We start from the raw sequence: 25,581 nt of genomic DNA, 5'->3' as shown, positions 1-25,581 counted from the left end.
TGCGCGCATGACGAACGGCACTCTGATCACCGTCGCGCCCACCGGCGCGGAATCCGCCAAGGCTGACGTCCCCGCCCTGCCGGTGACGCTGGACGAGCTGGTCGCGACCGCGAAGGAGTGCGAGGCCGTCGGCGCGAGCGTGATCCATGTGCACATCCGCGACGACCAGGCCAAGCCGAGCCTGGACCCGGTCCGGCTGCGCGAGACCGTCGCCGCGCTGCGGTCGAGCACCGACCTGATCGTGCAGCTGTCCAGCGGCGGCTCGGTCCACGACCCGGAGTCCGCCCGCCTGGCCGTGCTCGACGCCGGCCCGGACATGGCCAGCTGCACCATGGGCACCGTCAACTTCGGCGACGACGTGTTCATGAACCGCTGGGAGTTCATCGTCGACCTGCACACCCGGATGCAGGAGCGCGGCGTCGTGCCGGAGTACGAGATCTTCGACCTGGGCCACCTGTGGGCCCTGCAGCGCCTGCTCGACAAGTACGGCCTGCCCGCCGGCGGCCACGTGCACGTCGACTTCGTGATGGGCGTGCCCGGCGGCATGCCCGGCACCGCCGCCGCGCTGGTCGCCTGCCAGCAGGCCCTGCGCGAGCTGCCCGAGGGCACCACGTTCTCGGCCACCGGCATCGGCCGGTTCACCCTGCCGGTGCTGCTCACCTCGCTCGGTTCGGGCGGCCACCTGCGGGTCGGCATGGAGGACACGGTCACCTACGCCAAGGGCCAGCCGGTCGAGTCCAACGCTCAGTTGGTCGCCCGTGCGTCCGCATTCGCCCGGTTGGCGCAGCGCCCCCCGCTGACCCCGGGTGAGGCACGCAACCTCCTGGGGATCCCGCCGCGCTGAAATGTGAAACCCCGGTAGCGTTCCTTACCATGGGCAAGGTTTACGAGGGCGGCGTACCGCTCGTCGAGGTGGAGCGCAGCGGGTTCGTCGAGGGCTGGCACCGCGGGTCGGTGATCGTCCTGGACGCGGCCGGAAACCCGGTCGCGTCCGCCGGTGACGTCACCGGACCGATCTTCGCGCGTTCGTCCAACAAGCCCATGCAGGCCATCGGCATGCTCCGCGCCGGGCTGCGCCTGGCCGACCCGGCGGACCTGGCGCTGGTCACCGCCAGCCACTACGGCGAGGACTTCCACGTCTCCCGGGTACGCGCCCTGCTGCGTAGCGGCGGGCTCACCGAGGCCGCCCTGCGCTGCCCGCCCGACCTGCCCCTGGACGACGCCGCGAAGATCGCCAGCGGCGGCACCCCGCAGCGCGTCTACATGAACTGCTCCGGCAAGCACTCCGGCATGCTGCTCACCTGCCGCGCCGCCGGCTGGGCCGTGGAGGACTACTTCCAGCCCGACCACCCGCTGCAGCACCGCCTCAACGAGACCATCGAGGAGTTCGCGGGCGAGTCCGCAGCGGCGATGGGCGTCGACGGGTGCGGTGCGCCGGTGCTCGCGCTGTCGCTGACCGGGCTGGCCACCGCGTTCCGGCGGCTGGCCGAGGGGGTGCCCGGGTCGCTGGAGCGCTCGGTCGCCGACGCCATGCGGGCGTACCCGGAGCTGGTCAGCGGCACCAACCGCGAAGACGCCCAGCTCATGCGCGCCGTACCCGGCCTGGTCAGCAAGGTCGGCGCGGAAGGCGTCTGGGCCGCCGCCGTCCCCGGCAAGGGCGCGGTAGCCATCAAGATCGACGACGGCGCCGCCCGGGCCCGCGGCCCCATCATGATCACTGCCCTGCACCGCCTCGGCGTCCCGGTGAACGTCCCCACCCTCACCGAACCCGCCCTCCTCGGCGGCGGCCGCCGCGTAGGCGCCCTCCACCCCCTCTGGTGACCCCTCCTTTCGGGTTGATCATGAACTTATGGCACGGCTCGACGGCGTGTCATCGCCCTAACTTCATGATCGACCGGCTGGCTGGTCGGGTCCCGGGATGATCGCTGTTTCCGGTCATGATCTGCGGTTCAGCCCCAGGTTTTGACCTCGAACGGCGATCATCGCCGCGAGCGGGCGGTCTTTGCCGCCCGTGCGCTGCGGGGAAGTCGGTGATCATGAAGTTGGGGCGGGGACACGCCGGTGACCCGTGCCATAAGTTCATGATCAACGCGCGCGGGCGGGTGGGGTGTGGGCTGGGGTGGGTCGGGAATGGGGCGGTTTGTGGCGTGGCGTAGGTCGCTAGCGGGGAGTTAGCAATATGCTTGCTCTTGCTAGCGGTCGTGGGTAGTTTGGTGGTCGTGCAGAGTCCCGACATCGGCGCCTTCATCAAGGATCTGCGGGAGAACGCCCGCATCTCCCTGCGGCAGCTGGCCGAGCAGGCCAACATCAGCAATCCGTACCTCAGCCAGATCGAACGCGGGCTGCGCAAGCCGTCCGCCGAGGTCCTGGCGCAGCTGGCTGCGGCGCTGCGGGTCTCCACCCCGGCCATGTACCTCAAGGCCGGGCTGCTCGGGTCTGACGACCACCACGGCGTGCCGACCGCGATCGCGGCGGACCCGCTGCTGACGGTCGCGCAGAAACAATCACTCACGCAGATCTACGAGACGTTCGTACGCGAGAACGCGCGCGCCGAAGAAACCGCGACCCCGGAGTCCGCCCCCGCGGCCCCGGCGGAGCCGACCGTTGCCACGGCGAAGAAGCCGACGGTCAAGAAGGCGGTCAAGAAGGCCGTGCGCCAGCAGGCACAGGAGGAACAGTGACCATGACCCAGACGTCGAGCAAGTCCGGCAAGTCCGACGAGCGCACCTACCCGAGCGCGTTCTACGCCGCGGCGGGCGTGGGCGACATGGCGTACGAGCAGCTGCGCAAGCTGCCCGAGCTGGCCGACAAGCTGCGCGACAAGGCGGCGGAGTTCGCCGACCAGGCCGCCAAGACCGACATGCCGCAGTGGAAGGCCAAGGCCAACGAGTACGGCGCCTTCGCCACCAGCAAGGCCGCCGAGTTCACCTCGAAGGTCGACGCGGCGCAGATCCGCGACAGCATCGTCGCGGGCACGCAGACCGCGGCGGAGAAGGCGACGAAGTTCTACGACTCCCTGGTCGCCCGCGGCGAGCAGGCGTTCACGGAGCAGCCCGCGACGCCGGGCTTCGACGCCAAGTCCGAGACCAAGCCCGAGACCACGTCCGCGCCCACGGCGAAGGCCGAGGCCAAGACGGGTGAGGACGTGCCGCCGGCCGCCAAGCCCGCCGCCAAGAAGCCGCCGCGCGCCGCGAAGTGACCGCGCGATCTCGTCGCGGCGTGCCGATCGACCGGTCGGTACGCCGCGACGAGTCGTATCCGCGTCGTCGCGGCTGGGATGCCGCGCTCGATGGTTCTAAGCTGTGAGCCATGGTTGCCATCACTGTCCGGCTCTGGATCGACGCCATCCTGACGATCTTCGTACTGGGGATCCTGCTCTGGGCTTTCGTCGACTGCCTGATCCGGCGCAAGGAGGCGTTCCCCGCCATCGGCACCATGCCCAAGGCCGGCTGGCTGCTCGTGATCGCGCTGCTGGTCGTGCTGACCTACTTCACCGGTCTCGGCCTGTTCGGCTTCGTCGGCGCCGGCGTCGCCGCGTACTACCTGCTGGACCTGCGCCGCGGCCTGCGCGAGGCCACCGAGGGACCCTGGTGATTTGGTGATCAACGATCTGCGCTGGCCGCCCCCGCCGGACGGATTCCCCCGACGCCTCGGCAAGCCGCGCAACTCCGCCCCCAACACCGGCCGCCCCGCCCCGCCCGCGCTGCCCACCGAGATCGTCGACACCCCGCACGGCGTGCAGCTGGAGCGGCTCAGCACCGGTGTCGGCGAGCCGGTCACCGTGTTCGCGCACGGGCTCGGCCACGGCATCGCCGAGACCCGCCCGCTGGGCAGCGCCGTCGCCGGCAAGCGGGTCTTCTTCCAGTTCCGCGGCCACGGCGAGTCCAGCTCGCCGCGCGGCACCTGGGACTACGGCGACCTGGCCCGTGACCTGCGCGCCATCGCCGACATGACGGGCGCGACCAGGGCCCTCGGGGTCAGCCTGGGCGCGGGTGCGCTGTGCCGGCTGCTGGCCGAGACGCCCGACCGGTTCGAGAAGGTGGTCCTGTTCCTGCCCGCCGTGCTCGACCGCCCGCGGCCCGAGGCGGCCCGCCGCCGACTGGTCAACCTGCTGGAGGCGATCAACAGCGGTGACCTGCCGACCGTGGCCAACGCCGTGGTCGAGGAGATCCCGCCGTCGGCCCGCAACGGGGCGTCCGGCTGGGCGTACGTGCGCCAGCGCCTCAACACGCTCATGAACACCGGGCTGAGCAGCGGCCTGCTCACGCTGCCCGACCAGGTGCCCGTCCCGGACGTCAACCTGCTCCGGGACGTGAGCGCCCAGGTGCTGGTCATCGGCTGCATCGGTGACGACCTGCACCCCGCGTCGGTCGCCGAGGAGCTGGCGGCCGTCCTGCCGACGGCGACCCTGCACATCTACAACCGGCCGTCGGTGCTCTGGCACGAGCGCGCCGACCTGCGCGAACGGATCTCCGGCTTCCTGAACGGCTGACCGGCGGCGGCTCGTCCCGGCGGTCCGGCCGGGCGGCCGACCCCTACGACTTCCCACCGGCGTCCACTAGGCTCCCGGTTCGTGGCAGGTCGAGCGGTCTCAGAATTCTTCGTCGGCGTACGGCTGCTCCTGCGGGGCATCGGGCGCTACGTACGCAGCCCGAAGCTGATCCTGCTGGGGCTGATCCCCGCGGTGCTCAGCCTGCTGCTGTTCGTGGGCCTGTTCACGTTGCTGTTCGTCTACCTCGACGAGCTGTCGGCCGAGGTCACCTGGTTCGCCGACGACTGGGCCGAGGGCCTGCGTGACTCGGTGCGCCTGTTCGCCGGGATCGCCCTGATCGGGGTGAGCGGGCTGGTCGCCGTGGTGTCGTACACGGCGGTGACGCTGCTGATCGGCGACCCGTTCTACGAGGCGATCGGCGCGGCGGTCGAGGAGGACTTCGGCGGCGTGCCCGACGCGGTCGACCTGCCCTGGCACCAGGAGCTGCGGCGCAGCATCTTCGACGCGCTGCGGCTGCTGGCGGTGTCCGTGATGATCGCGATCCCGCTGTTCGCGGGTGGATTCATCCCCGTAGTCGGCCAGACGGTGATCCCGGTGCTGGGGGCGTTCGTCGGCGGCTGGTTCCTCGCGCTGGAGATGGTCGCGGTCGCCTTCAACCGGCGCGGGCTGCGGCTGCCCGACCGCCGGGTGGCGCTGCGCAAGCATCGGGCCAGCGCGCTCGGCTTCGGCGTCGCGGTGTTCTGCTGCTTCCTGATCCCGCTCGGCGCGGTGCTGATCATGCCCGCCGCGGTCGCCGGTGGCACGCTGCTCGCCCGCCGCTCCCTCGGCCTCTCGATCGAGCAGTAGCCCATGTCCAGCCGAGCCCTCCCCGACAGCCCCACGTCCGGTGCCGCACCGGCTGACGCTTCCGAGACCCCCAGGCCGCGCGGTGCCACGCCCGGCGTGCTCCCGGCGAACGCGCAGACCGGCCCGGCAGGCGGGTTCGCGACCTGGCGGCCGATCGCGATCATCGCGCTGCTGTTCGCCGTCACCGCCGAGTCGCTCCGCGCCTGCGGGCCGCTGCTCGACCAGGTGGCCGGTCCGGTCGGCATCGTCAACGCGGCACTGATCGCGGTGGCGATCTTCGCCGTGCCGGGACTGCTGCTGAAGACGACGGGCCGGGCCGGCACCGGCCGGATGCCGTTCCTCTCGATCACGGTCGGGTTGCTGGCGGTGGTCCGGGTCGGCGGCGGCGAGCCGTACCTGGAGCCGACGCTGGCCGTGGTCGCGCTCGGGGCCGTGCTCGCGATGGTCGCGCTCGCGGGGGCGGTGCGCCGGCTCGGCGACCCGGTGACGGTGACCGTCGGCCTGCTGGCCGGTGGGGCGCTCGACCTGGCGGTGCGGTCGTTCTCGGTGACCTGGGACGGGCTGTGGCACCGCGGCGACCTCACGGGGCTGCTGGTGCCGACCATGATCCTGGCCGCGCTGGTGCTGCTGTGCCTGCCGCGGACACCCGAGGTCGCGCCCGAGGCCAACGGGCGCACCTGGGCGCTGGGCGGATACCTCGCGCTGTGGACGACGACGCTCGGCAACGCGGCCTTCGCCGCGTCGCAGTCGGGGGTCGCGCTGCAGCTGTGCCTCGCGGCCCTGATCGGGGTGCTGCTGGTCGCGATCGAGCTGGTACGCCGGCTGACGCTGCACGGCGGCACGAACGCCATCGCGGAGCCCGACCACTGGATCGCGGGCTCGGCGGCGCTCGCCGGGATGGCCGGCGGCCTCGCCCTGGCCTGGTGGGGTGCCGGACCATGGGTGCTGCTGGGCATCGCGCTGACGCAACTGTCCGCCACGATCGCGGTCGCGCGAGCCACCGCGGCCTCCGGTGACCGGGGCGACTGGGCGTACGGCCTGGTCTGGGTCCTGCCCGTGCTGCTGTTCCAGGTGCACTACGACATGCCGCTGCCGTTCGACAACCGGTGGCTGCTGATCGCGCTCGCGGTCGCCGTCGGGCTCGCCGGGATGGGCCGGCGGCCGTTCCACCCGGGTGGCTGGCGCTTCGACCTGCGCGGGCTCGTGGCACGGCCCGCCCTGGTCACCGGCGTCGCCGCGCTGCTGCTGGCGGTCCCGGCGCTGATGCACGTCACCCGGCCGAGCGCTCCGGCTGACGATACGAGCGCCACCGGCCTGCGGGTGCTGAGCTGGAACGTCAAGTACGGCCGGGACGACGCCACCGGGCAGGCGGATCCGCGGCAGCTCGCCGAGGCGATCCGGGCGGCGGCCGCGGACGTGGTGGTGCTGCAGGAGGTCAGCCGGGGCTGGGCGATCGGCGGCGGAGTGGACGTGGCCGAGTACCTGTCACGGGAGCTGGGCATGCCGTTCATGTGGTCACCCGCCGCGGACGGGCAGTTCGGCAACCTGCTGCTGACCCGGCTGCCGGTCAGCGGGGTGCGCACCGGGCGGCTGCCGTACGGGCAGGGGCCGATGTGGCGGTCGTACCTGAAGGCGACGGTGACCCTGCAAGGCGGCCGCAGCCTCGACGTGGTCACCGCGCACCTGACCCACCGCAAGCCGAACACGCCGACCCGGCTGGCGCAGATCGACGGGCTGCTCGCGCAGGTCGACCCGGCGGCCCCGACGCTGATCGCGGGCGACTTCAACTTCTGGCCGAGCTGGCCCGAGCAGCGCTCGTTCACGAGCGCGGGCTGGGTTTCGGCGCAGGACGTCACGGGCCACGGCGCGGCCTGGACCTCCCCGACCGACCGGCCGACGAACCGGGTGGACTGGGTCTTCGGCTCCCCGCAGGTCGCCTTCACCGACTTCGCCGTCCTCGACCAGGTCGCCGCCAGCGACCACTTCCCGGTCCTGGCTACCCTCACCCTTCGCTGACCCGCTCTGCCTCCGTTGCAACTGCGGTGCCCACAGCATCCGCAGCGCCCGGCTGCGGCGCCCGGTGAACGCCTGCGGGCGGATGCTCGCGCTCCTGGTCAAGGCCTGTTTGGCGTTAAGAGGGGCACCTTCTACAACGCGGAGCGTTGTGAAGGTGCCCCTCCTTTCTCACGTGGTGCCGCGGATGACGAGTTCGGTGGGGAGGATGACGCTGTCGGCGATGGACTCGCCGGCGGCCAGGCGCAGGAGCTGGCGGGCCATCTCGCGGCCCTGGCCGACGATGGGCTGGCGGACCGTGGACAGCGGCGGCTCGGTGTAGCGGGCCAGGGCGATGTCGTCGAAGCCGATCACGGCCACGTCGTCGGGGACGCGGCGACCGGCTGCCTGCAGGGCCTGGAGTGCGCCGTGGGCCATCAGGTCGGAGGCGACGAAGACGGCGTCGAGGTCGGGGTCGTCCTCCAGGAGCTGGCGCATGGCGACCGCGCCCGAGTCGCGGGTGAAGTCGCCGACGGCCACGATCGAGCGCCGGTCCGACCCCCGCAGTTCCTCGCGGTAGCCGGTGAGCCGGTCGATGCCGGCGACCATGTCCTGCGGGCCTGCGATGGTGGCGATCCGGGTCCGGCCGGTCTCCAGCAGGTGCCGGACCGCCATCCGGCCGCCGTTGACGTTGTCGACCTCGACGTACGGCACGCGCACCGGCCCGAGCGGGCGGCCGCCGCACAGCACCGGGATGCCCATCCGGGCCAGCGTGCCGGGCAGCGGGTCGGCGCCGTGCATCGAGGCGATCAGCACGCCGTCGATGTGCCTGGCCAGCGCGTACCGCTCGATGCGGTCGTGGCTGGCCTGCGAGCCCGCGACCATCAGCACGAGCTGCTTGTCCGCGGAGTCCAGTTCCTGGCTGACGCCGCGGATGATGCCGGGGAAGAACTGGTCGTCGGAGAACACCCGGGACGGGCTCTCCGGCAGGATCAGCGCGTACGAGTCGGTGCGCTGGGTGACCAGGCTGCGCGCGGCCTGGTTGGGCACGTACCCCAGCTCGTCGATGGCGCGGCGCACCGCGGTGCGGATCGACTCGGCGACGGTGGGGGAGTCGTTGACGACGCGCGACACGGTGGCCCGGGACACCCCGGCCCGCTGCGCGACCTGTTCGAGGGTCGGCCGGGGCATCGACGCCGCCGCTCAGCCGGTACGCAGGCAGGCCAGCAGCGACTCGTCGCCGCTCACCTCAAGCGTGTCGAACCCGATCCTGCCCCACAGGGCGAGCATGAGATCGCTGGCCGGGCCGGCCGCGTGCACGCGGGTGTCCGGGCCGTCCGCGTCGAGCAAGGTGTCGGTGTCCAGCAGCGCGATGCCCTCCCCGCGCAGCCGGACGAACCATTCCTGGCCCTCCTCGGGCGCGGTGAGCTGCACGACGCCGTACCGGTCGGTGGGGCCCTTGCGGCGGCCCGCGGGCAGCCAGCTGTCCAGCACCTCGGTGATGCCGTCGACGGCCAGCCGGTCGTCCAGCGGCTCGGCCATGCCCTGCGACATCTGCATGTCCCAGCGGTGCACGGCGGTCTCATGCGCCATCCGGCGGTGCCAGAAGTCGGCGGTCTTCGCCTGCGGGGCCCAGTTCCAGGCCGGCATGTGCGGGTCGAGGGCGTCGAGCAGCTCCAGCAGGCTCTTGCACTCCTCGTCGAACCAGGTCAGCGTCTCGTCCGCGCCCGGGTAGTCATGCCGGCGGGCGGCCGGGTCGGGCGCGCTGGTGATCCCGCGGCTGGCGAAGCTGCGCACCCAGCGGTACACCCCGCCGAGGTGGTGCACGAGGTTCAGCACGGTCCAGTCCGGACAGGTGGGCACGATCGCGGTCAGTTCGGCCTCGCCCGCCACGGCCCGGAACGCGGCCGCGTCGGCGCGCAGCGAGTCCAGCCAGAGTTCCTTGCTGCCGTGAGCTCTCATGGCCTCGTCCTCATCGCGTCTTCCCCACCTGGTCATTCGGGATCAGTGGCGGCACTAGTGTGGTGACGTGTCTGACAATAGTCCCGCCCGCCACGCGCTCGCCGACCTGACCACCCTAGGGCTCGGAGGCCCGGCCGGGCGGCTGGTCACGGCCGAGTCCGCGGACGACATCGTGTCGGCCGTGCAGGAGGCCGCCCGCGCCGACGAGCCGCTGCTGGTCCTCGGCGGGGGCAGCAACGTCGTCATCGGCGACGTCGGCTTCCCCGGCACCGTGCTGCTGATCCGGTCCTCCGGGGTCGAGGTCGTCGACGAGCACGGCGACACCGTGTCGGTACGCGTAGCCGCGGGTCATCCGTGGGATGACTGCGTCGCCCAGACGGTCGCCGACGGGCTCTCCGGCATGGAGTGCCTGGCCGGCATCCCGGGCGCCGCCGGCTCCACACCGATCCAGAACGTCGGGGCGTACGGCCAGGACGTGTCGCAGACGATCGAGTCGGTGACGGTGTACGACCGCACCGAGGGCGAGATCGACGTGTTCACCCCGGCCGACTGCCGCTTCGAGTACCGCAACAGCCTGTTCAAGTACAGCGATCGCTGGGTCGTCCTCGACGTCACGTTCCGGCTGCGTCGCGACCCGCTGACCGGCCCGGTGGGGCACGCCGAGTTGGCCCGCCTGCTCGGGGTCGGCGAGAACGACCGGGTGCCGTCGGCGGCGGCCCGCGAGGCCGTGCTGGAGCTGCGCCGCGGCAAGGGCATGGTGCTCGATCCGGGCGACCCGGACACCGACTCGGTCGGCTCGTTCTTCACCAACCCGGTGCTGAGCGCCGCGGCGTACACGGAACTGCGCCGGCGGGTCGACGGCGCGGAACCGCCGGCCTGGCCGGGCGCGGACGGGGTGATGAAGGTGAGCGCGGCGTGGCTGATCGAGCGGGCCGGCTTCACCCGCGGCTACACGCGCGGGCCGGTGGCGATCTCGTCCAAGCACATCCTCGCGCTGACGCACCTGGGCGGCGGCACCACGGGTGAGCTGCTGGAGCTCGCCGCGGAGATCCGGGACGGCGTGCACGAGCGGTTCGGGGTCACCCTGCGCCCGGAGCCGGTCCTGGTCGGTTGCGAGCTCTGAGGCCAGTGGCCCGAGCCGAGCGCGAGCTCTGAACCTGCGACGCGAGCCGAGACCGGCCGCCCGGTGCGGGTCAGTGGTGCGGTCGGCGTCGGCCGCCCGCCAGCCAGCCGAGGCCGCCGCACACGATGAACAGGACGACCAGGCGGATCAGGTCGCCGCGGTTCACTCCGCAGACCGCCGGGCCAGGATGAACGCCACGACCAGCATGACGATGCCGAGCAGGAGCAAGCCGACGCCGAGGATGAACGGCGGGCTGGCCCGAACGGTGAGCTGCTGGCCGTGCGCCAGCAAGGCGGGAAACTCCCCGATAAGGTTCATAACGGACGTAACGACCGGACTGCCCCGAAGGGATCATCGCTCCCACGGCGGCGCACCGCCGGTCCGGCGTCCGGGGCAGGTCAGCCGGTCGGCCAGGCGACGGTGACCTCGCCGAGCCGCCAGCGGGCCGGGCGGTCCAGGACCGGCCAGCCCGCCGCCTTGAGCCGGGACACCGCGTCCAGCCAGCGCTGGCGCGGGCCGAAGACGGCCAGCGGGGCGGCGTGCCGCCAGGCCTCGTCGAGCGTGCGCAGCAGGTCGTACACCGGCTCGCCCGGCACGTTGTGGTGGATCAGCGCCTTGGGCAGGCGCTCGGCGAAGGTCGCCGGGGACTCCAGGGTGGACAGCTTCGCCGCCAGCGTCAGCGTGGCCGGGGTGGACGCGCCCGCGGGCAGCGCCGCCCAGCTGCCGAGGCGGCCCAGCTCGTCGCAGGTGCCCTCGATCAGCCAGCCGCCCGGGGCCAGGTTGCCGGTGATCGTGGTCCAGGCGGCGGGGACGGCGCTCTCGTCGTACTGCCTCAGCACGTTGAAGGCCCGGACCACGACGGGCCGCAGCCCGGCCAGCTCGAACCCGCCCCGCGCGAACGTCAGCCCCGGCGGGTCCGCGGCGACCTGCGCCGCCGCGACCCGCGCCGGATCGATCTCCAACCCGGTCACCCGTACGTCCGGCCGCACCCGCGCCAGCCGCGCCCGCAACTCCACCGCCGTGATCGGCGTAGCGCCGTATCCGAGATCCACCACCAGCGGATCGGTCGCATCACTCAGCACCCCCGCACACCACCAGGCGATCCACCGATCCACCCGCCGCAGCCGGTTCGGATTCGTGGTCCCCCTGGTGATCTCCCCCTGCGGCTTCACCGCCCCCACCCCTCTGCGTCGATCATGAAGTTGTGGCAGCGACACGCCGTCGAACCGTGCCATAAGTTCATGATCAACCCGGAACGGGGGTGCGGCTAGACGCCGACCCGGTGGACCTTGTGTTGGGCGGCTTGGGCCAGGGGGCGGACGACCATGCGGTCGATGTTGACGTGGTGGGGGAGTTCGGCGCACCAGGTCACGCACTCGGCGATGTCGTCGGCGGTGAGGGGCTCGGCGACACCGGCGTAGACGGAGGCGGCGCGGGCGGCGTCGCCGGCGAAGCGGTTGAGGGCGAACTCGTCGGTCTTGACCATGCCGGGGTCGATCTCGACGACGCGGACCGGGTCGCCGCACAGCTCCAGGCGCAGGGTCTCGACCAGGGCGGTCTGGGCGTGCTTGGCCGCCGCGTAGCCGCCGCCGCCCTCGTACACGATGAGTCCGGCGGTGGAGCTGATGGTGACCACGGTCCCCGCGCCGGAGGCGATCAGCGCCGGGAGCAGGGCCTTGGTCAGGCGCAGCGTGCCCAGCACGTTCACGTCGTACATCGCCTGCCAGTCGGCGACGCTCGCGGTGGCCACGTAGTCCGCGCCGATCGCGCCGCCCGCGTTGTTGACCAGCAGGTCCACCCGCTCAACCGTCGCCGCGTACTGAGCGACCGCGTAGTCGTCGGTCACGTCGCAGGTCACGGCGGTGCCGTTGATCTCCTTGGCGAGGGCTTCGACGCGCTCGGTGCGGCGGGCGAGGGCGTGCACGTGGTAGCCCGCGGCGGCCAGGCGTCGGGCGGTGGCGGCGCCGATGCCGCTGGACGCCCCGGAGACAACAGCGATCTTCTGGTACGACATGAGCAGTAATCCTAGGCGGCGTGACGTCCCATCATCCGGGCTGCGACGCTCATCACGCCCCGGATCGGGAAGACACCCGGCCCGCCCGATGTTGATCGACCTGTGAGCTCTCGTTCCCTCCCCCAGGGGCTGCCCAGGCGGATCGCCACGCTTTCCGTGCACACGTCACCGCTGCACCAACCGGGCACCGGCGACGCGGGCGGAATGAACGTGTACATCGTCGAGGTGTCCAAACGCCTGGCCAAGGCCGGGATCGAGATCGAGGTCCTCACCCGGACCACCGGCGGCGACCTGCCCCCGCGCGCCGAACTCGCGCCCGGGGTGACCGTCCGGCACATCAGCGCCGGCCCGTACGAGGGCCTGGCCAAGGAAGACCTGCCCGCGCAGCTGTGCGCGTTCACGCACGGCGTGCTCGGCATCGAGGCGGCCCGCCCGCCCGGCCATTACGACCTGGTGGCCTCCCACTACTGGCTGTCCGGCCAGGTCGGCTGGCTGGCCAAGGACCGCTGGGGCGTGCCGCTGGTGCACACCGCGCACACCCTCGCCAAGGTCAAGAACCGGCAGCTCGCCGAGGGCGACCGGGCCGAGCCGATGGGCCGCGTCGTGGGGGAGGAGCAGGTCGTCGAGCAGTCGGACCGGCTCGTCGCGAACACCCCGACCGAGGCCCGCGAGCTGATCGACCTCTACAACGCGCCGCTGGAGCGTGTCGCCGTGGTGGCGCCCGGCGTCGACCTGGAGCGCTTCCGCCCCGGCGACCGGCTCGCCGCCCGCGCGCGCCTGGGCCTGCCGCCATCCGCCAAGATCGTCGCCTTCGTCGGCCGCATCCAGCCGCTGAAGGCCCCCGACGTGCTCATCCGGGCACTGGCCGAGCTGCGCGACCCGGACGCGATCGCGCTGATCGTCGGCGGGCCCAGCGGCTCCGGCCTGGACCGCCCGACCTCGCTGATCGAACTGGCCGAGTCGCTGGGCGTACGCGACCGGGTGCGCTTCCTGCCGCCGCAGGCCGGGGACCGGCTCGCCGACGTGTACCGGGCCGCCGACCTGGTCGCCGTGCCCTCGCACAACGAGTCGTTCGGGCTGGTCGCGCTGGAGGCGCAGGCCTGCGGCACACCCGTCGTCGCGGCCGCCGTCGGCGGGCTCGTCACCGCGGTACGCGACGAGGTCAGCGGCGTGCTCGTCGACGGGCACGGTGCCGCCGACTGGGCCCGCGTGCTCGACCGGCTGCTCGCCGAGCCCGGCCGTCGTGACGAGCTGGCCCTGGGCGCGGTCAAGCACGCGTACGACTTCTCCTGGGACCACACGACCGCCCGGCTGCTCGACGTCTATCGTGAGGCGATGACCGAGCACCGGTCCCGCCGGCAGCTCGAACTCGCCGGCTGCGCCCGGTGGTGACCCGCTAGGAGCCTCATGACCACGGTCGCCGAGGCCTGCGAACTCATCGAGCAGGCCTGCGCCGAGCTGCCCCTGGACCGCACCGGCGAAAACTCGTACGTGGTGACCCTGCCGGGCACGCACAAGCTCAAGACGAACGTGAACCTCATCGTCGGCGAGCACGCGCTGCGCATCGAGGCGTTCGTGGTCCGTCAGCCCGACGAGAACCGCGAGGCGGTCTGGGCCTGGCTGCTGCGCCGCAACGCCAAGCTGTACGGGGTCGCGTTCACCGTCGACGCCGTCGGCGACGTGTACCTGACCGGCCGCCTGCCGCTGGCCGCGGTCAACCCCCAGGAGCTGGACCGGCTGCTCGGCGCGGTGCTGGCCGCCGCCGACGAGTCCTTCGACACGCTACTGGAGCTGGGCTTCAGCACCGCGATCAAGCGCGAGTGGCGCTGGCGGATCAGCCGCGGCGAACCCACCGACAACCTGCGCGCCTTCCGCCACCTCATGCACGACGAGACCGCCGCCGACGACACCGTTCTCGACACCGGGACCGACGTGCTCCCGGAACCCGGCCGGTGAACCCCCGGCGCGCCGACGCGCTCGGCCTGCTCGCCGGAGTGGCGCTCGACGCGGCGTTCGGCGACCCGCGACGGCTGCACCCGGTCGCCGGGTTCGGCAACTTCGCGAAGGTCGTGGAGCGGTACACGTACGCCGACTCGCGGCGGGCCGGGGCCGTGTTCACCACACTGGCCGTGGGTCTGCCGGTGGCGGCGGCGGTGCTGGCGCACCGGGCTACCCGGCAGCGGCCGGTGCTGCGGGGCGTGCTGACGGCGGCCGGGACCTGGGCCGTGCTCGGCGGGCGCAGCCTGCGCCGCGAGGGCGGGCTGATGGCCGGGGCGCTGGAACGCGGCGACCTGCCCGCGGCCCGCGCCCGCCTGTCCCACCTGTGCGGCCGTGACCCGTCCACGCTGGACGAGCCGGAACTGGCGCGGGCGACGGTCGAGTCGATCGCGGAGAACTCCTCCGACGCGGAGGTCGCGCCGCTGCTCTGGGGCGCGCTGGCCGGGCTGCCCGGCCTGGTCGGCTACCGGGCGGTGAACACGCTGGACGCCATGGTCGGGCACCGGTCGCCGCGCTACGCCCGCTTCGGCACGGCTTCGGCGCGCCTCGACGACGCCGCGAACCTGCTCCCGTCGCGCCTCACCGCCGCGCTGGCCGTGGCCGCCGCGCCCCTGGTGGCGGGCTCGCCCGCGCGTACCGCCCGGACCTGGCGCCGCGACGGCGACGCCCACCCGAGCCCCAACTCCGGGCAGTGCGAGTCCGCTTTCGCCGGCGCCCTCGGCGTACGCCTCGGCGGGACCAACGTCTACTTCGGCCGCTCCGAGACCCGCCCGTACCTCGGCGACGGTCCCGGACCACTGGCCCGCGACATCCGCCGCGCCGCCACCCTCTCCGCCGCCGTAGGCCTGGCCACCGCCACCCTCGCCGCCCTCACCCGCTTCGGCCGCCTCGGCCGCGTCGGCCGCCTCGGCCGCGTCGGGCGAAGGAAGGGCACCTTCTTAACGGAATCCGTAGAGGAAGGGCACCTTCATAACGGTCGCCGTGGCTTGAGCAGCGGGTTCGACTCGTGGTTGCGGTGGCGGCCGGCGGCGGCCGACGGGTCGGCGAGGCCATCCCGCCCCGCGACGGCCGGTTCCGGATCCGGGACGGGCGGATCTAGAAGATTTCTGGTCGCCAGGGCGACCACAACTCTTCTAGATCCGGAGGCGCCTCGCAGTGTGGCAGCGCGAAACGGGTCGAAACGGTGACGGGCGGCTTCGACCTCGGGCACCATGGCGACGTCGAGGTCGGCCCGGGGCTGATCGACCTGGCCGTGAACGTACGCCAGGCTCCGCTCCCGGACTGGCTCGCCGAACCGATCCGGGACTCGCTACACCACCTCGACGCGTACCCCGAGGGCACCGCCGCCCGTGCCGCGATCGCGGCCAGGCACCGCCGGGACCCGGACGAGGTGCTGCTCACCGCCGGTGCGGCGCAGGCGTTCACGCTGCTCGCGCAGGGGCTGCGCGACGCGCGGCGGCCCGTCGTGGTGCACCCGCAGTTCACCGAGCCGGAGGCGGCGCTGCTGGCCGCCGGGCACCGGGTCGACCGGGTGCTGCTGCCCGAGCCGTTCACCCTCGACCCGGCCGCCGTGCCGGCCGACGCCGACCTGGTGCTGCTCGGCAACCCCACCAACCCGACCTCGGTCGCCCACCCCGCCGACGCGGTCGCGAGCCTGGCCAGGCCGGGCCGCATCCTCGTCGTCGACGAGGCCTTCGCTGACACCATCCCCGGCGAGCCGCACTCCCTGGCCGCCCGGCGCGACCTGCCCGGCCTCGTGGTGGTGCGCAGCCTCACCAAGACCTGGGCGCTGGCCGGGCTGCGCGTCGGCTACCTGCTGGCCGCGCCGGAGCTGGTGCGCCGGTTGGCTGCCGTACAGCCGCTGTGGCCGGTGTCGACGCCCGCGCTCGCCGCAGCGGCCGCCTGCGCCACCGCCCACGCCGTCGCCGCCGAGGAACGCATCGCCCACGAGCTGGCCGCGCGCCGCGAACACCTGCTGGCCGCCCTGCGGCGGCTGCCCGCGGTGGTCGTCGCCGGCACGCCGGCCAGCTCGTTCGTGCTCCTCAAGGTCCACGACGGCTTGGGCGTACGCAGCCGCCTGCGCGACGCGGGCTACGCCGTGCGCCGCGGCGACACCTTCCCGGGCCTGGGCCCGGACTGGCTGCGCGTCGCCGTCCGCGACGAGCCCACCACCGACGCCTTCGTCGCCGCTCTGCGCGCAACCGTGGCCTGAACGGTCGGCCAGCGGCTGCAAGTCGGCGTTGATGCAGCGTTCTCCGGTAATCGGCCGTTGCGCACTTCTCAAGATCTGTTTTTGTGGACGATAGACGCCCCTATAGGGGCACCCAGCGTCCACAAAAACGGATCTTAGGAGGGGAAGGCCTCGGCTCGAACCGTGAGGGCGGTCCGGTGTGTGGCATCGTCGAACAGAACCAGCGTCGCCTCCTCGACCGTGGTCTCGGCCGAGGACAGCACGTCCAGGGCCTGGCGGATGGCGCCGTCGACCGGCCAGCGGTATACGCCCGACGAGATGAGCGGGAAGGCGACGGTACGCGCGCCCAGCTCGCCGGCCACCCGCAGCGCATTGCGGTAGCAGTCGCGCAGCAGCTCGGACCGGTCCTCGGTGGCGCTGTACACGGGTCCGACGGTGTGCACCACCCAGCGCGCGGGCAGCTTGCCCGCTGTGGTGGCGACGGCCTGGCCGGTGGCGAGCCCTCGGCCGTAGTGGGACGCGCGCAGCGCCCGGCACTCGGCGAGGATCTCCGGCCCGCCCTTGCGGTGGATCGCCCCGTCCACCCCGCCGCCGCCGAGCAGTGACGAGTTGGCCGCATTGACGATGACGTCCACTTCCTGCTGGGTGATATCCCCCTGGATGAGGTTCACCTGCATGACTTGCTCCAAAGATCAGCGGTCGAACTCGCCGGCCTTGACGCCGGCCAGGAAGGCGGTCCATTCGTCGGCGGTGTAGGCGAGCACCGCGCCGCGCCTGTTTTTGCTGTCCCGAACACCGACGGTATCCGTCATGATCGCGATCTCGACGCAGTTCGCGCCCTGACCGTCACTGCGGCTGCTCTTCTTCCAGGCGGCGTCTTCGAACATGTCCATCATCCTCGATCAGCAAAAAGCCGGGCGGACTCCTCGACGCTCAAGGCACCTCCCACCAACATCTCGAAAGACTGCCGGTGAGTGGCTATTTGAGCTTCGTCCTCAACGTACACGCCTTTGCCGAGGTGATCGAAGTGCACCAGACCCGGGTCAGCGGGCTCGGGGAAGTCCAGGATGACGACAGGCCGACCGTACGGGGCGTACACCGGCGAGCTGAACGGGACCAGGCGAAGCTCGATGTTCGGAGCCTTGCTCATGCGGGCCAGGTGCGCGAACTGCGCCCGCATGACCTCGGCTGTTCCGACCACGCAGTGCAGTGCTGCCTCGCCGATGACGGCACGCAGCTGTATCGGATCGTCGCCGGTCAAGCGGGCCTGGCGTTTGAGTCGTGCGTCGACGACCCGGTCAACGCGTTCCGCCGTCGCCGTGGGCTGAGCCTGGCGGACCAGGGCGCGTGTGTAGTCGGCCGTCTGCAGCAGCCCGGGAATGAGCAGAGTTTCGAAGTTTGAGATCGATGAAGCGGCGCTTTCCAGCCCGATGTACAGGTTGAACCATTCCGGTAGTTCGTATGCCTGCCACCAGCCGCGCCGTCCGGACTCGCCTGCGAGCTGTACCAGCAGGTCCCGCTCGCTGTGATCGATCCCGCCGTATCGATCGAGCAGAAGTCGGACGTCACCGGGGCGAAGTGGTGTCAACCCACGTTCAAGACGGCTGATCTTGGCGTCAGAGCCTCCGATGACCGCTGCGGCGTCGATCGTGGTCATACCGGCCTTGCCGCGTAACTCGCGCAATCTGTAACCGACGCGTCTCCGGATTGCAGTGGGGCTCATGGGCACGATGACAGTCTGCAGGGACTTCGCAGTGTCTGTAAAGGAATTGGCGGCGGCCGTTGCCCATGCAGATTGCATGCGGCAGACTGAGCCAACCGTCCATATAGAACGGACAGCGCATCAGAGGTGTGCTGAAAAGCCGGAGGCGGGGCTGACTGGTTGGTCCCCGGCACCCCGCCTCCCCACAACTCCACAAGGAGGTGGTTGATGGCAGTCTACGTGGCCGTCGCCGGGCTCGGCGCGGTCGTTCTTCTGGCCATGGTCGCCGGTTGGGTGCTGCGCGGACACGCGGCGAACTGGTGCGCACACTGCGGCGGCGCTGTCGGCGCGATCTGCGGTGCATGCACACACCGTGTGACGCGTGAGCAGGTCATGCGCACCCCGCCGCCGCTCGCCCGGCACCGGGTCGACGCTGAGGCGGTGTCCGTGTGAACAGTCCGCCGCAGGGCCACGCTCCGATTTCGGATGAGCTGGCGAGACGCTACTGGGAGGCCGTCGTCGTCCACGGCGACGATCCGGCGACCGACATGTGCGTGCACTGTCGGCGCAGCCGCTGCCCCGAGTGGGCGTACGCCGTGGAACAGCTCATCCTCGCCGACCTACTGGACCGCTGACCCGAACGTCCCCAAGGTCATCGGACTTGCCTGGCATCTGTGGATATACGTTCGCAAGATACGCACAGGTGCCAGGCAAGTCGAGCGATCTTGACGGAGCGGTCGGCCCGGGTTACTTGCAGGAGTACGTGAACTTCGACGAGCCCTGGACCACGCTCGGCTCCAGGATGCGCAGGGTGGCCTCGGCCTCCCGGCTGCCCTTGCCCTGGAAGCGCCAGAACAGGTGCACCTGCACACTGCGCTCGCCCTTCTTGACGGCCTGCTCCAGCATGCCCGAGGTCTCGCCGTCGTTGCGCAGCCACTCGTACTTGATGAGCCCGGCCTGGCCGTCGGTCTCGATCAGGCCGACCACGTCCACGTTGACGTTGCACTCGGCGGTGACCGGCGGGACGACGGGCGTGACGGTGACCTTGGTGACCTGGACCGCGTTGTTGCGTTCCTGCCACCAGTTCCAGGCGACGTACCCGGCGATGACCAGCAGCGCGACCGTGGTCAGCGCGCTGAAGAACGCGGCGACGCGCTTGCCGATCGTCTTCTTCGGCCGCGGCGGGGCGGCCTGCGCGGCGGCCATCTGCCAGGCGGGCGGCGCGGGCGGCACTCCCTGCCCGAAGCGCAGGTTCACGTCCGGCTGCGGCTGGTGTGCGGCGGGCGGCGCGGCGCGCCCGACCTGGTACGCGCCGGACTTGCGCTGCTCCTCGGCGGCGCGGTTGCCGAGCCGGGTCGCGCCGTCCGGTGGCACCACGGGCATGACGGCGGTGGGGGGCGCGGTTCGTGGCGTCTGCGGCGGTACCGGCGGCGGTCCGGATTGCGAGCCGCCGGCCAGTTGCACGGTCTCCTCGGCACCGGGAGGACCGGCGGGCTGACGACCAGGCGGCGCGGCCCAGGGCAGCGACCCGGGTGCGGGCGCGGTTGGTGCGCCGAAGACCGGCGGAGCTGAGACCGGAGGCGCCGATACCGGCGGCGCCGAGACGGGCGGGGCCGATACCGGTGGAGCCGATACCGGCGGCGCGGAGACCGGCGGAGCGGAGACCGGTGCGGCGGAGAGCGGGTGCATCTGCGCGGCGAGCGCCTTCAGTGCGGCGCGGTCGCCGAAGCCGGGGATGCGCTGCGCCGCGGTGCTGAGCGTGGTCAGCGCCGCGGTGAGGCCCGCGCTGCCGCCGACGGCCTCGGCCTGCTGGCCGGCCTGGCGCAGCAGCTGCTGGGTGTCGGCGTCGTGGCAGGCGTCGGCGAGCTGGCCCAGTAGCCGGGACCAGCCGGCCGCGTCGTGGCCGGGGCCGGGCGTCGTGCCCAGCACCGCGTGCCCGTATCCGGCTTCGGCGAGCAGTGCCGCGCCGCCGGCGCTGACGACCACGCCGTGCGCGTTCAGCTCGCCGTGGGCCAGCTGACCCTGGTGCAGCTTGAGCAGCGTCTGTGCGGTGTCGGTGGCGATCAGCGCGGCAACGGCGGGCGGCAGGGTCACCCCGGCCGCCAGCGCCTGCGCGACCGTCGGCGACGGCGCGGCGTTGGTGATCAGCCAGCTGTGCCGGCCCTCCGTCACCTGGTCGATGACGTTGAGCAGGCCGGGCACGCGCAGGCGGGCCTGGGCGCCGACCGCGTCGGCGAGCCGCCGTGCGGCGGCCGGGTCGGTCAGGCCCCGGTCCTCCAGGCGCAGCGCGCCGCGCTGCTTGCCCTCCGCTGTGGACACCGTGTGCCACGTGCCGAGCCGTCCGGCCCGCCCCGCGTCCAGCAGGGTGTACTTGCCACCGATGGTGTCGGTCACCGCAGCGCGTCCTTCTCAGCCGATGATGCAGTTGGCGTTCTGAATGATGGGTGCAGAGTAGACCTTCGTGGGAATAGCGGGACCGCCCCGCGTGGTCTCGATGGTCACCTGGATCTGGGTGTTGCAGTAGAGCAGGCCGGTCATGTCGACGGTGGTGGAGACCGTCTTGCTGGTCCCGTCGGTGATGCCCTCGACGACGTACGTCTTCGGCGAGATGTTGTCGATCGGCTGGTTGTTGTAGTTGATCACGGTGAACCGCAGCGTGTAGCGGTACCGACCGGCGTTCTCGGTGTTGACGATCACCGTGGTGCGGGAGTCCTTGCCCGCCTTGTCCTGGGTGGTGCCGTTGCAGATCCCCTTGACCAGCCAGCACGTGCTCGGGCGGAGGAAGGCCACGATCGGCGCGGCCGGGGTTGCCGGGGAGGTAGACGGCGACGGCGACGGCTTCCTGCTCGGGCTCGGCTCGGGCTCCTCCGACGGGGAGGGCGACGGTTCCGCCGACGGGCTCGGCGAGGGTGAAGGACTGGGCGAGGGTGTCGGCGACTCGCTGGGCAGCGGGGATTCGCCTGCGGTCGCGCTGGGAAGCACGGTCGGGTTGCTCGCCGGGCTCGGCGGCCACAGCGCCGCGGCTCCCGCGCCGCCCAGGACCAGCACCAGCGCGGTGATGCTGGCGGCCGTGGTGAACGCCTTGCGGGACATGCCGAGGATGGTCGTGCCGATGGCGGTGGCGTTGGCCTGCACCGCGGCCAGCGGGAACAGCAGTGCCAGCAGCAGCGCGCGGCGGGCCAGCTTGCTGCGGCCCTCCTCCTCCCACTCGGGCCCGTACCCGGCCCCGGCGATGGCCTCCAGCTCGCGCAGGAACGTCGCGGCGTCCTTGGGGCGCTGCTTGGCGTCCTTGGCCAGGCCGCGCCGCACCAGCCCGCGTACCGCCTCGGGCACCAGCTCCACCGGGACGGGCGCCTGCTCGTGCTGGCGGCGCAGGCCCTGGATGTCGCCGGGGGCACGGAACGGCGGCTGCCCGGCCAGGCACTCGAAGAATGTGGCGGTCGCCGCGTAGATGTCGGTGGACGGGCTGGCGGGGGCGCCGGCCCACTGCTCGGGGGCCATGTACGAGGGCGTGCCCGCGAGTGGGCCCTGGCGGCCGCTGCGCGCGGCGATGCCGAAGTCGGCCAGCTTGCTCTGGCCCTCGCCGTTGACGAGCACGTTCTCGGGCTTGTAGTCGCGGTGCACGACGCCGCGGTCGTGCGCGGCGGCCAGGCCGAGCAGCGAGCCCTTGAGCACCACCAGGGCGGCTTCGGGCTCGGTGGGGCCCTGCTCGCGCAGGATCGCGCGCAGCGCGACGCCGTCGACCAGCTCCATCACGATCGCCGCGCCGCCGGGCGCTTCGATGTACTCGTACAGCCGCGCGACCTGCGGCGACTCCACTTCGGACATGACCCGGGCCTCGGCCCGGAACGCGCGGATGAAGTTCTCGTCGTCGCGCAGGTGCTCGGCCAGGTACTTGATGGCGACCTTGACCTGGGTCGCCTCGTGCTCGGCGAGCACCACCAGCCCGGACGCGCCGCGCCCCAGCTCGCGGATCTCGACATATCCGGGCACAGTCCACATTACAGGCTGACTCATGCCGTCACCTCCGCGGTCGCGGCCTTGCGGGACTTGATGAAGCCGGTCAGCTTGCGGAACAGCCGGTACCAGATCGGGAACATGATCAGGCCGATGCCCAGGGCGATGACCAGCACGTCGATGCCGGGTGGCAGGTACTCCTCGACGAGCCCGCCGAGCCGGTCGCGCCAGGCCAGGAAGCCCAGCAGGACGAACAGGCCGGTGCCGACGACGGCGGTGAAGCCGTACGCCGCCATGCCTATCTGCTTGATGCCGGGCTTGCGGCCGGCCTTGATGTCGGACCAGATGCCCTTGGTGAAGTACGCCGACGCCTCCTCGCGCAGGCGCGGCAGGCGCAACCCGTCCGCGAGCGCCTGGTAACCGTCCAGCGGCATCAGCGGGTTGAGGTTGTACAGCGTGTTCAGGTAGAGGCCGAAGGCGAGCTGGTAGGCGATGCCGGAGACCTGCGGCGCGGGCACCCAGGCGGCGACCGCGGCGAGCATCCCGGCGATGGCCGCGGTGGACAGCGGCCCGGACAGCGTCACCACGATGCGCGACCAGCGGCTGCCGAACCACATGTCCGAGGTGTCCACGAAGGCGAACGGCATGCCCATCATCAACATGAACCCGCCCCGGGTGACGGTGCGGCCGTAGGACTTCACGGCCAGCGCGTGCGCCGACTCGTGCACGATCAGCGCGAACAGGTAGCCGGCGGCGATGATCACCGCGCCCCGGATGCCCGCGCCGTTGATGTCGAACAGGTTCTGGCTGCCGCTCGCCACGGTCATCGCGTAGATGCCGCCGATGATGCAGAACCAGAGCCCGGCCACGCCGGTACGGGTGAAGAAGCGCCAGCCGAACGACCGGTACATCTTCGTGAACACCCCGTCCAGGCCCTTGACCGAGACCTCCGTGCGCAGCAGCAGCTTCAGCACCGCCTGCCCGAATCGCTTGAGCAGCGGCGGCTTCTCGGCCTCGCGCTGGCCGTGCACGCCGCGCACCAGTTCCAGCGCGGCGAACGTGCGCAGCGTGCGCTCGATGCGGGGCAGCGCCAGCTCGCCATAACGCTGGGCGTACGCGAAGAGCAGGTCGCGGACGGTGTTCTCGCCGTCGAGCTGGTGCCACAGGAACACGTCGCGCTCGTCGAGCTGCAGGTACTGCCCGGTGCGGGTGTTGCGCAGCACCCACTGCTGGTCGCCGCGCATGTCCGGCACCTGCTTGAGGGCCCAGCCGCTGCGCCGCCGCGGCCGGGCCGTCAGCGGGCCGGTGGCCGTCGGCGCGGTCTCCGGCTGGCCGGCCGGGAGCAGGATGCTGTGCTCGACGCCGCGCACCATCGTCTTGGAGCCGATCGCCGCCGAGCGGGGCTGCGCGAATCGCAGCGGTATGTCGCCGATGTGCAGTTCGGACTCGTCGGGTAGCGGGGCCCAGTCACCGTGGAAGGTGCGCCGGCCGATCGTGGTGCCGTTGAACGAGTTGAGGTCCTCCAGGTGGAAGCCCTCCGCGTTGCGGACGACCCGGGCGTGGTGGCGCGAGACGCTGGCGTCGTCGAGCACGATGTCGTTGTCGGGGGCGCGGCCGATCGTGGTGTGCGGCTTGACCAGCGGGTGCACCCGCTCACCTGCGGCGTCGTGCCAGCGCAGCTCCGGCGCCGCGTAGGACTCCACCACAGCGCCCTTGCGGAGAGTGCCGCAGTGCAGGCAGTAGGGGTAGTCCCGCCGCAGGTGCACATGGCAGGCGTGGCACAACATCGTTCGGCCTTTCCAGGGGTCTTTCAGGGGTATGGAGCTGTGCGGCGAGCCGAATCATAGGCGTCCGAACGGCCGCACGCTCTCGGCTGACTGCTTTACGACGGTGATCCGTTCAGGCGGTTCGTCTATGCGTGGAGGGCTGCCGGGCAGCAGAGGTGCGACGGGGGCGCACACCCCTGCTGCCCGGTGTCTGGTGCGGACGGTCAGGCGGTCGCGGTGGCTTCCGTGCCGTCCTCGTCGGACTTGAAGACCTTGCCCGCCACCGCGCCGGCGACACCGCCCGCGACCGCGCCCGCGGCCAAGCCGGCACCGCCGATGAGCAGCTCCTCGGTGCCGATGCCGTCCGAGCTGTCGCTCGCGGCGGCCGCCGGGTCGGCCGGCACGGCCGGTGCGGCCGAGCCGGGCTGGGCCGGATCGGCGGCGCCCGGGGTCGCGGTCGGGTCGCCGGACTGCACGACCACCACGACCGGGCCGGACTCCTCGACCGGCGCGGGCACCGGGTCCGCGGCAGGCGCGGGGGCCGGAGCGGGGTCGGGTGCGGGAGCCGGTTCCGGCGCCGGGGCAGGCTCGGGGGCGGGCTCCGGCGCGGGCGCGGGCTCGGCGGGTTCCGCCGGTTCCGCGGGCTCGGCCGGTTCCGCGGGCTCGGCCGGTTCCGGGTCGGGGTCGGCCGGGAAAAGGTCGAGGTCCGGGGGCAGGTGGATGGGCGGGATCCACGGGCCCGGCGGCTCCGGCTCGGGGTCCGGGTCCAGCGGCGGGAAGTCGAAGTCCGGGGGCAGGTGGATCGGCGGGATCCACGGGCCCGGGTCGGGGTCCGGGGTCAGCGGCGGCAGGTCCAGGTCCGGGGGCAGATGGATGATCGGCGGCACCAGCGGCTCGGGGTCCGGGTCGGGAGTCAGCGGGGGCAGCTCGAAGTCCGGCGGCAGGTGGATGATCGGCGGCACGATCGGGTCCGGCTCGGGGTCGGGCTCCAGCGGCGGCAGCTCCAGGTCCGGGGGCAGCTTGACCGGCGGGATGAGCGGCTCCGGCTCGGGGTCCGGCTCCAGCGGCGTCAGTTCGAGGTCCGGGGGCAGGTGGATGGCGTCGGGCAGCGGCAGCGGGGGCGGCGGCAGCGGCTCGTCCTCGGGCTCCGGGGTGAGGTCCTCGGGAGTGATCGGGATCAGGTCGACCGGCGTGAGCGGCGGCGGCGGGGGCGTCGGGTCGTCCGGGGGCTCCGGCAGGTCCGGCAGCTCGGGTATGGCGGGCGTCAGGTCGGCGGGCGAGATCAGACTGCCGAGGCCGCCGGTGCCGATGCCGGACTTGGACAGGCGTACGCCGAGGGCGGTGGGCCCGGCGCCGGCCGAGGCATCGGCGAGCCCGCGCAACTGGTCGGTCTCGTCGGGGGTGAGGCCGTACTGCGCGGCGACGGCGTCCGGGTTGGCCCGTGCGTGCCGGGCGAACTCCGGGTCCACCGCCATCCTGGCGATGAGATCGCGGAACTGGGACATCGGAGGCTCCCTTTCGGTGGGAGGGGGGCGTTC

26 protein-coding genes and 1 pseudogene are annotated in these 25,581 nt (G+C 72.3%); 15 read left to right on the top strand and 12 right to left on the bottom strand.

Features of this window, described 5'->3' with window-relative positions; translation table 11 throughout:
• Positions 1 to 7 precede the first annotated feature (7 nt).
• The 8 genes from AB0B35_RS15085 (at position 8) to AB0B35_RS15050 (ending at position 7,354) form a co-directional block, all read left to right on the top strand.
• Entirely contained in the window at positions 8 to 844 is an 837-nt protein-coding gene (locus tag AB0B35_RS15085) for a 3-keto-5-aminohexanoate cleavage protein (protein ID WP_360531155.1), read from the top strand.
• Between the two features lie 29 nt (positions 845 to 873).
• A complete protein-coding gene (locus tag AB0B35_RS15080; protein ID WP_361045294.1) occupies positions 874 to 1,821 on the top strand; it encodes an asparaginase in 948 nt (315 codons plus the stop codon).
• Between the two features lie 389 nt (positions 1,822 to 2,210).
• Positions 2,211 to 2,681, top strand: a complete 471-nt coding sequence (locus AB0B35_RS15075) for a helix-turn-helix domain-containing protein (RefSeq protein ID WP_361045494.1) — start codon at positions 2,211 to 2,213, stop codon at positions 2,679 to 2,681.
• A complete protein-coding gene (locus AB0B35_RS15070) occupies positions 2,678 to 3,199 on the top strand; it encodes a hypothetical protein (protein ID WP_361045291.1) in 522 nt (173 codons plus the stop codon). Before AB0B35_RS15075 ends, AB0B35_RS15070 begins: the two co-directional genes overlap by 4 nt.
• Before the next feature lie 110 nt (positions 3,200 to 3,309).
• Positions 3,310 to 3,594, top strand: coding sequence for a DUF2516 family protein (locus AB0B35_RS15065; RefSeq protein ID WP_361045288.1), 285 nt, complete (start codon positions 3,310 to 3,312; stop codon positions 3,592 to 3,594).
• A 7-nt stretch (positions 3,595 to 3,601) separates the two neighbouring features.
• Positions 3,602 to 4,492: an alpha/beta hydrolase gene (locus AB0B35_RS15060; protein WP_360531416.1), complete on the top strand. Its 891-nt coding sequence runs from the start codon at positions 3,602 to 3,604 to the stop codon at positions 4,490 to 4,492.
• Positions 4,493 to 4,573: 81 nt separating this feature from the next.
• Positions 4,574 to 5,338: an EI24 domain-containing protein gene (locus AB0B35_RS15055; RefSeq protein WP_361045285.1), complete on the top strand. Its 765-nt coding sequence runs from the start codon at positions 4,574 to 4,576 to the stop codon at positions 5,336 to 5,338.
• A gap of 96 nt (positions 5,339 to 5,434) precedes the next feature.
• Complete coding sequence (locus AB0B35_RS15050; protein WP_361045282.1) at positions 5,435 to 7,354, top strand: endonuclease/exonuclease/phosphatase family protein; 1,920 nt, start codon at positions 5,435 to 5,437, stop codon at positions 7,352 to 7,354.
• Positions 7,355 to 7,522: 168 nt separating this feature from the next.
• On the opposite strand, the gene AB0B35_RS15045 is transcribed toward AB0B35_RS15050, so the two are convergent.
• Both AB0B35_RS15045 and AB0B35_RS15040 read right to left on the bottom strand, forming a co-directional pair.
• A complete protein-coding gene (locus AB0B35_RS15045) occupies positions 7,523 to 8,521 on the bottom strand; it encodes a LacI family DNA-binding transcriptional regulator (protein WP_360531176.1) in 999 nt (332 codons plus the stop codon).
• Positions 8,522 to 8,533: 12 nt separating this feature from the next.
• Entirely contained in the window at positions 8,534 to 9,292 is a 759-nt protein-coding gene (locus AB0B35_RS15040; protein ID WP_360531179.1) for a maleylpyruvate isomerase family mycothiol-dependent enzyme, read from the bottom strand.
• Between the two features lie 67 nt (positions 9,293 to 9,359).
• Between AB0B35_RS15040 and AB0B35_RS15035 the strand changes: the two genes are divergently transcribed.
• The gene (locus tag AB0B35_RS15035) at positions 9,360 to 10,415 is read left to right on the top strand and encodes a UDP-N-acetylmuramate dehydrogenase (protein ID WP_361045279.1); all 1,056 of its coding nucleotides are present in this window, start codon (positions 9,360 to 9,362) and stop codon (positions 10,413 to 10,415) included.
• A gap of 162 nt (positions 10,416 to 10,577) precedes the next feature.
• On the opposite strand, the gene AB0B35_RS15030 is transcribed toward AB0B35_RS15035, so the two are convergent.
• The 3 genes from AB0B35_RS15030 to AB0B35_RS15020 all read right to left on the bottom strand — a co-directional run bounded on the left by AB0B35_RS15030 (position 10,578) and on the right by AB0B35_RS15020 (position 12,429).
• Positions 10,578 to 10,706 carry a hypothetical protein gene (locus AB0B35_RS15030; RefSeq protein ID WP_361045276.1) on the bottom strand — a complete coding sequence of 43 codons (129 nt, stop codon included), beginning with the start codon at positions 10,704 to 10,706 and terminating at the stop codon, positions 10,578 to 10,580.
• A 107-nt stretch (positions 10,707 to 10,813) separates the two neighbouring features.
• The gene (locus tag AB0B35_RS15025) at positions 10,814 to 11,650 is read right to left on the bottom strand and encodes a class I SAM-dependent methyltransferase (RefSeq protein ID WP_361045273.1); all 837 of its coding nucleotides are present in this window, start codon (positions 11,648 to 11,650) and stop codon (positions 10,814 to 10,816) included.
• 32 nt (positions 11,651 to 11,682) lie between these two features.
• Entirely contained in the window at positions 11,683 to 12,429 is a 747-nt protein-coding gene (locus AB0B35_RS15020) for an SDR family oxidoreductase (RefSeq protein ID WP_361045270.1), read from the bottom strand.
• A 102-nt stretch (positions 12,430 to 12,531) separates the two neighbouring features.
• Here AB0B35_RS15020 and mshA point away from each other — a divergent pair, with 102 nt between their 5' ends.
• The 4 genes and pseudogenes from mshA to cobC all read left to right on the top strand — a co-directional run bounded on the left by mshA (position 12,532) and on the right by cobC (position 16,639).
• A complete protein-coding gene (gene mshA, locus AB0B35_RS15015) occupies positions 12,532 to 13,821 on the top strand; it encodes a D-inositol-3-phosphate glycosyltransferase (RefSeq protein WP_361045267.1) in 1,290 nt (429 codons plus the stop codon).
• A gap of 15 nt (positions 13,822 to 13,836) precedes the next feature.
• Positions 13,837 to 14,385 (top strand): YbjN domain-containing protein, encoded by a 549-nt coding sequence (locus AB0B35_RS15010; RefSeq protein ID WP_360531196.1) that lies wholly within the window; start codon positions 13,837 to 13,839, stop codon positions 14,383 to 14,385.
• Positions 14,382 to 15,296, top strand: a pseudogene (locus AB0B35_RS15005) (cobalamin biosynthesis protein); the annotation flags it as partial. The gene AB0B35_RS15010 and the pseudogene AB0B35_RS15005, both read left to right, overlap by 4 nt.
• 314 nt (positions 15,297 to 15,610) lie before the next feature.
• The gene (gene cobC / locus AB0B35_RS15000; RefSeq protein WP_361045264.1) at positions 15,611 to 16,639 is read left to right on the top strand and encodes an Rv2231c family pyridoxal phosphate-dependent protein CobC; all 1,029 of its coding nucleotides are present in this window, start codon (positions 15,611 to 15,613) and stop codon (positions 16,637 to 16,639) included.
• A 134-nt stretch (positions 16,640 to 16,773) separates the two neighbouring features.
• On the opposite strand, the gene AB0B35_RS14995 is transcribed toward cobC, so the two are convergent.
• Genes AB0B35_RS14995 through AB0B35_RS14985 form a run of 3 tightly spaced genes read right to left on the bottom strand, consistent with a single transcriptional unit; the run spans position 16,774 to position 18,341 of the window.
• Positions 16,774 to 17,295: an O-acetyl-ADP-ribose deacetylase gene (locus tag AB0B35_RS14995; RefSeq protein ID WP_361045262.1), complete on the bottom strand. Its 522-nt coding sequence runs from the start codon at positions 17,293 to 17,295 to the stop codon at positions 16,774 to 16,776.
• A 15-nt stretch (positions 17,296 to 17,310) separates the two neighbouring features.
• The gene (locus AB0B35_RS14990; RefSeq protein ID WP_361045259.1) at positions 17,311 to 17,505 is read right to left on the bottom strand and encodes a DUF397 domain-containing protein; all 195 of its coding nucleotides are present in this window, start codon (positions 17,503 to 17,505) and stop codon (positions 17,311 to 17,313) included.
• Between the two features lie 5 nt (positions 17,506 to 17,510).
• Complete coding sequence (locus AB0B35_RS14985) at positions 17,511 to 18,341, bottom strand: helix-turn-helix transcriptional regulator (protein ID WP_361045256.1); 831 nt, start codon at positions 18,339 to 18,341, stop codon at positions 17,511 to 17,513.
• 207 nt (positions 18,342 to 18,548) lie between these two features.
• Between AB0B35_RS14985 and AB0B35_RS14980 the strand changes: the two genes are divergently transcribed.
• Positions 18,549 to 18,773 (top strand): hypothetical protein, encoded by a 225-nt coding sequence (locus AB0B35_RS14980; protein WP_361045252.1) that lies wholly within the window; start codon positions 18,549 to 18,551, stop codon positions 18,771 to 18,773.
• Complete coding sequence (locus AB0B35_RS14975; RefSeq protein WP_361045249.1) at positions 18,770 to 18,955, top strand: hypothetical protein; 186 nt, start codon at positions 18,770 to 18,772, stop codon at positions 18,953 to 18,955. Before AB0B35_RS14980 ends, AB0B35_RS14975 begins: the two co-directional genes overlap by 4 nt.
• Positions 18,956 to 19,067: 112 nt before the next feature.
• Here AB0B35_RS14975 and AB0B35_RS14970 read toward each other — a convergent pair whose 3' ends face one another.
• From AB0B35_RS14970 to AB0B35_RS14955, 4 genes are all read right to left on the bottom strand, one after another.
• Positions 19,068 to 20,714 carry a hypothetical protein gene (locus tag AB0B35_RS14970; RefSeq protein ID WP_361045246.1) on the bottom strand — a complete coding sequence of 549 codons (1,647 nt, stop codon included), beginning with the start codon at positions 20,712 to 20,714 and terminating at the stop codon, positions 19,068 to 19,070.
• Positions 20,715 to 20,729: 15 nt separating this feature from the next.
• Positions 20,730 to 22,337 carry a serine/threonine-protein kinase gene (locus tag AB0B35_RS14965; protein ID WP_361045243.1) on the bottom strand — a complete coding sequence of 536 codons (1,608 nt, stop codon included), beginning with the start codon at positions 22,335 to 22,337 and terminating at the stop codon, positions 20,730 to 20,732.
• On the bottom strand, positions 22,334 to 24,043 hold the full coding sequence (locus AB0B35_RS14960) for an FHA domain-containing protein (RefSeq protein WP_361045240.1): 1,710 nt from the start codon (positions 24,041 to 24,043) through the stop codon (positions 22,334 to 22,336). The genes AB0B35_RS14965 and AB0B35_RS14960 overlap by 4 nt, the downstream gene beginning before the upstream one ends.
• Positions 24,044 to 24,267: 224 nt before the next feature.
• Complete coding sequence (locus AB0B35_RS14955) at positions 24,268 to 25,548, bottom strand: hypothetical protein (RefSeq protein ID WP_361045237.1); 1,281 nt, start codon at positions 25,546 to 25,548, stop codon at positions 24,268 to 24,270.
• Between the last annotated feature and the right edge of the window lie 33 nt (positions 25,549 to 25,581).

It is taken from the genome of Catellatospora sp. NPDC049133, assembly GCF_040648455.1.
GTDB lineage: Bacteria > Actinomycetota > Actinomycetes > Mycobacteriales > Micromonosporaceae > Catellatospora > Catellatospora aurea.
This window is presented reverse-complemented; position numbering and strand designations above follow the sequence as displayed.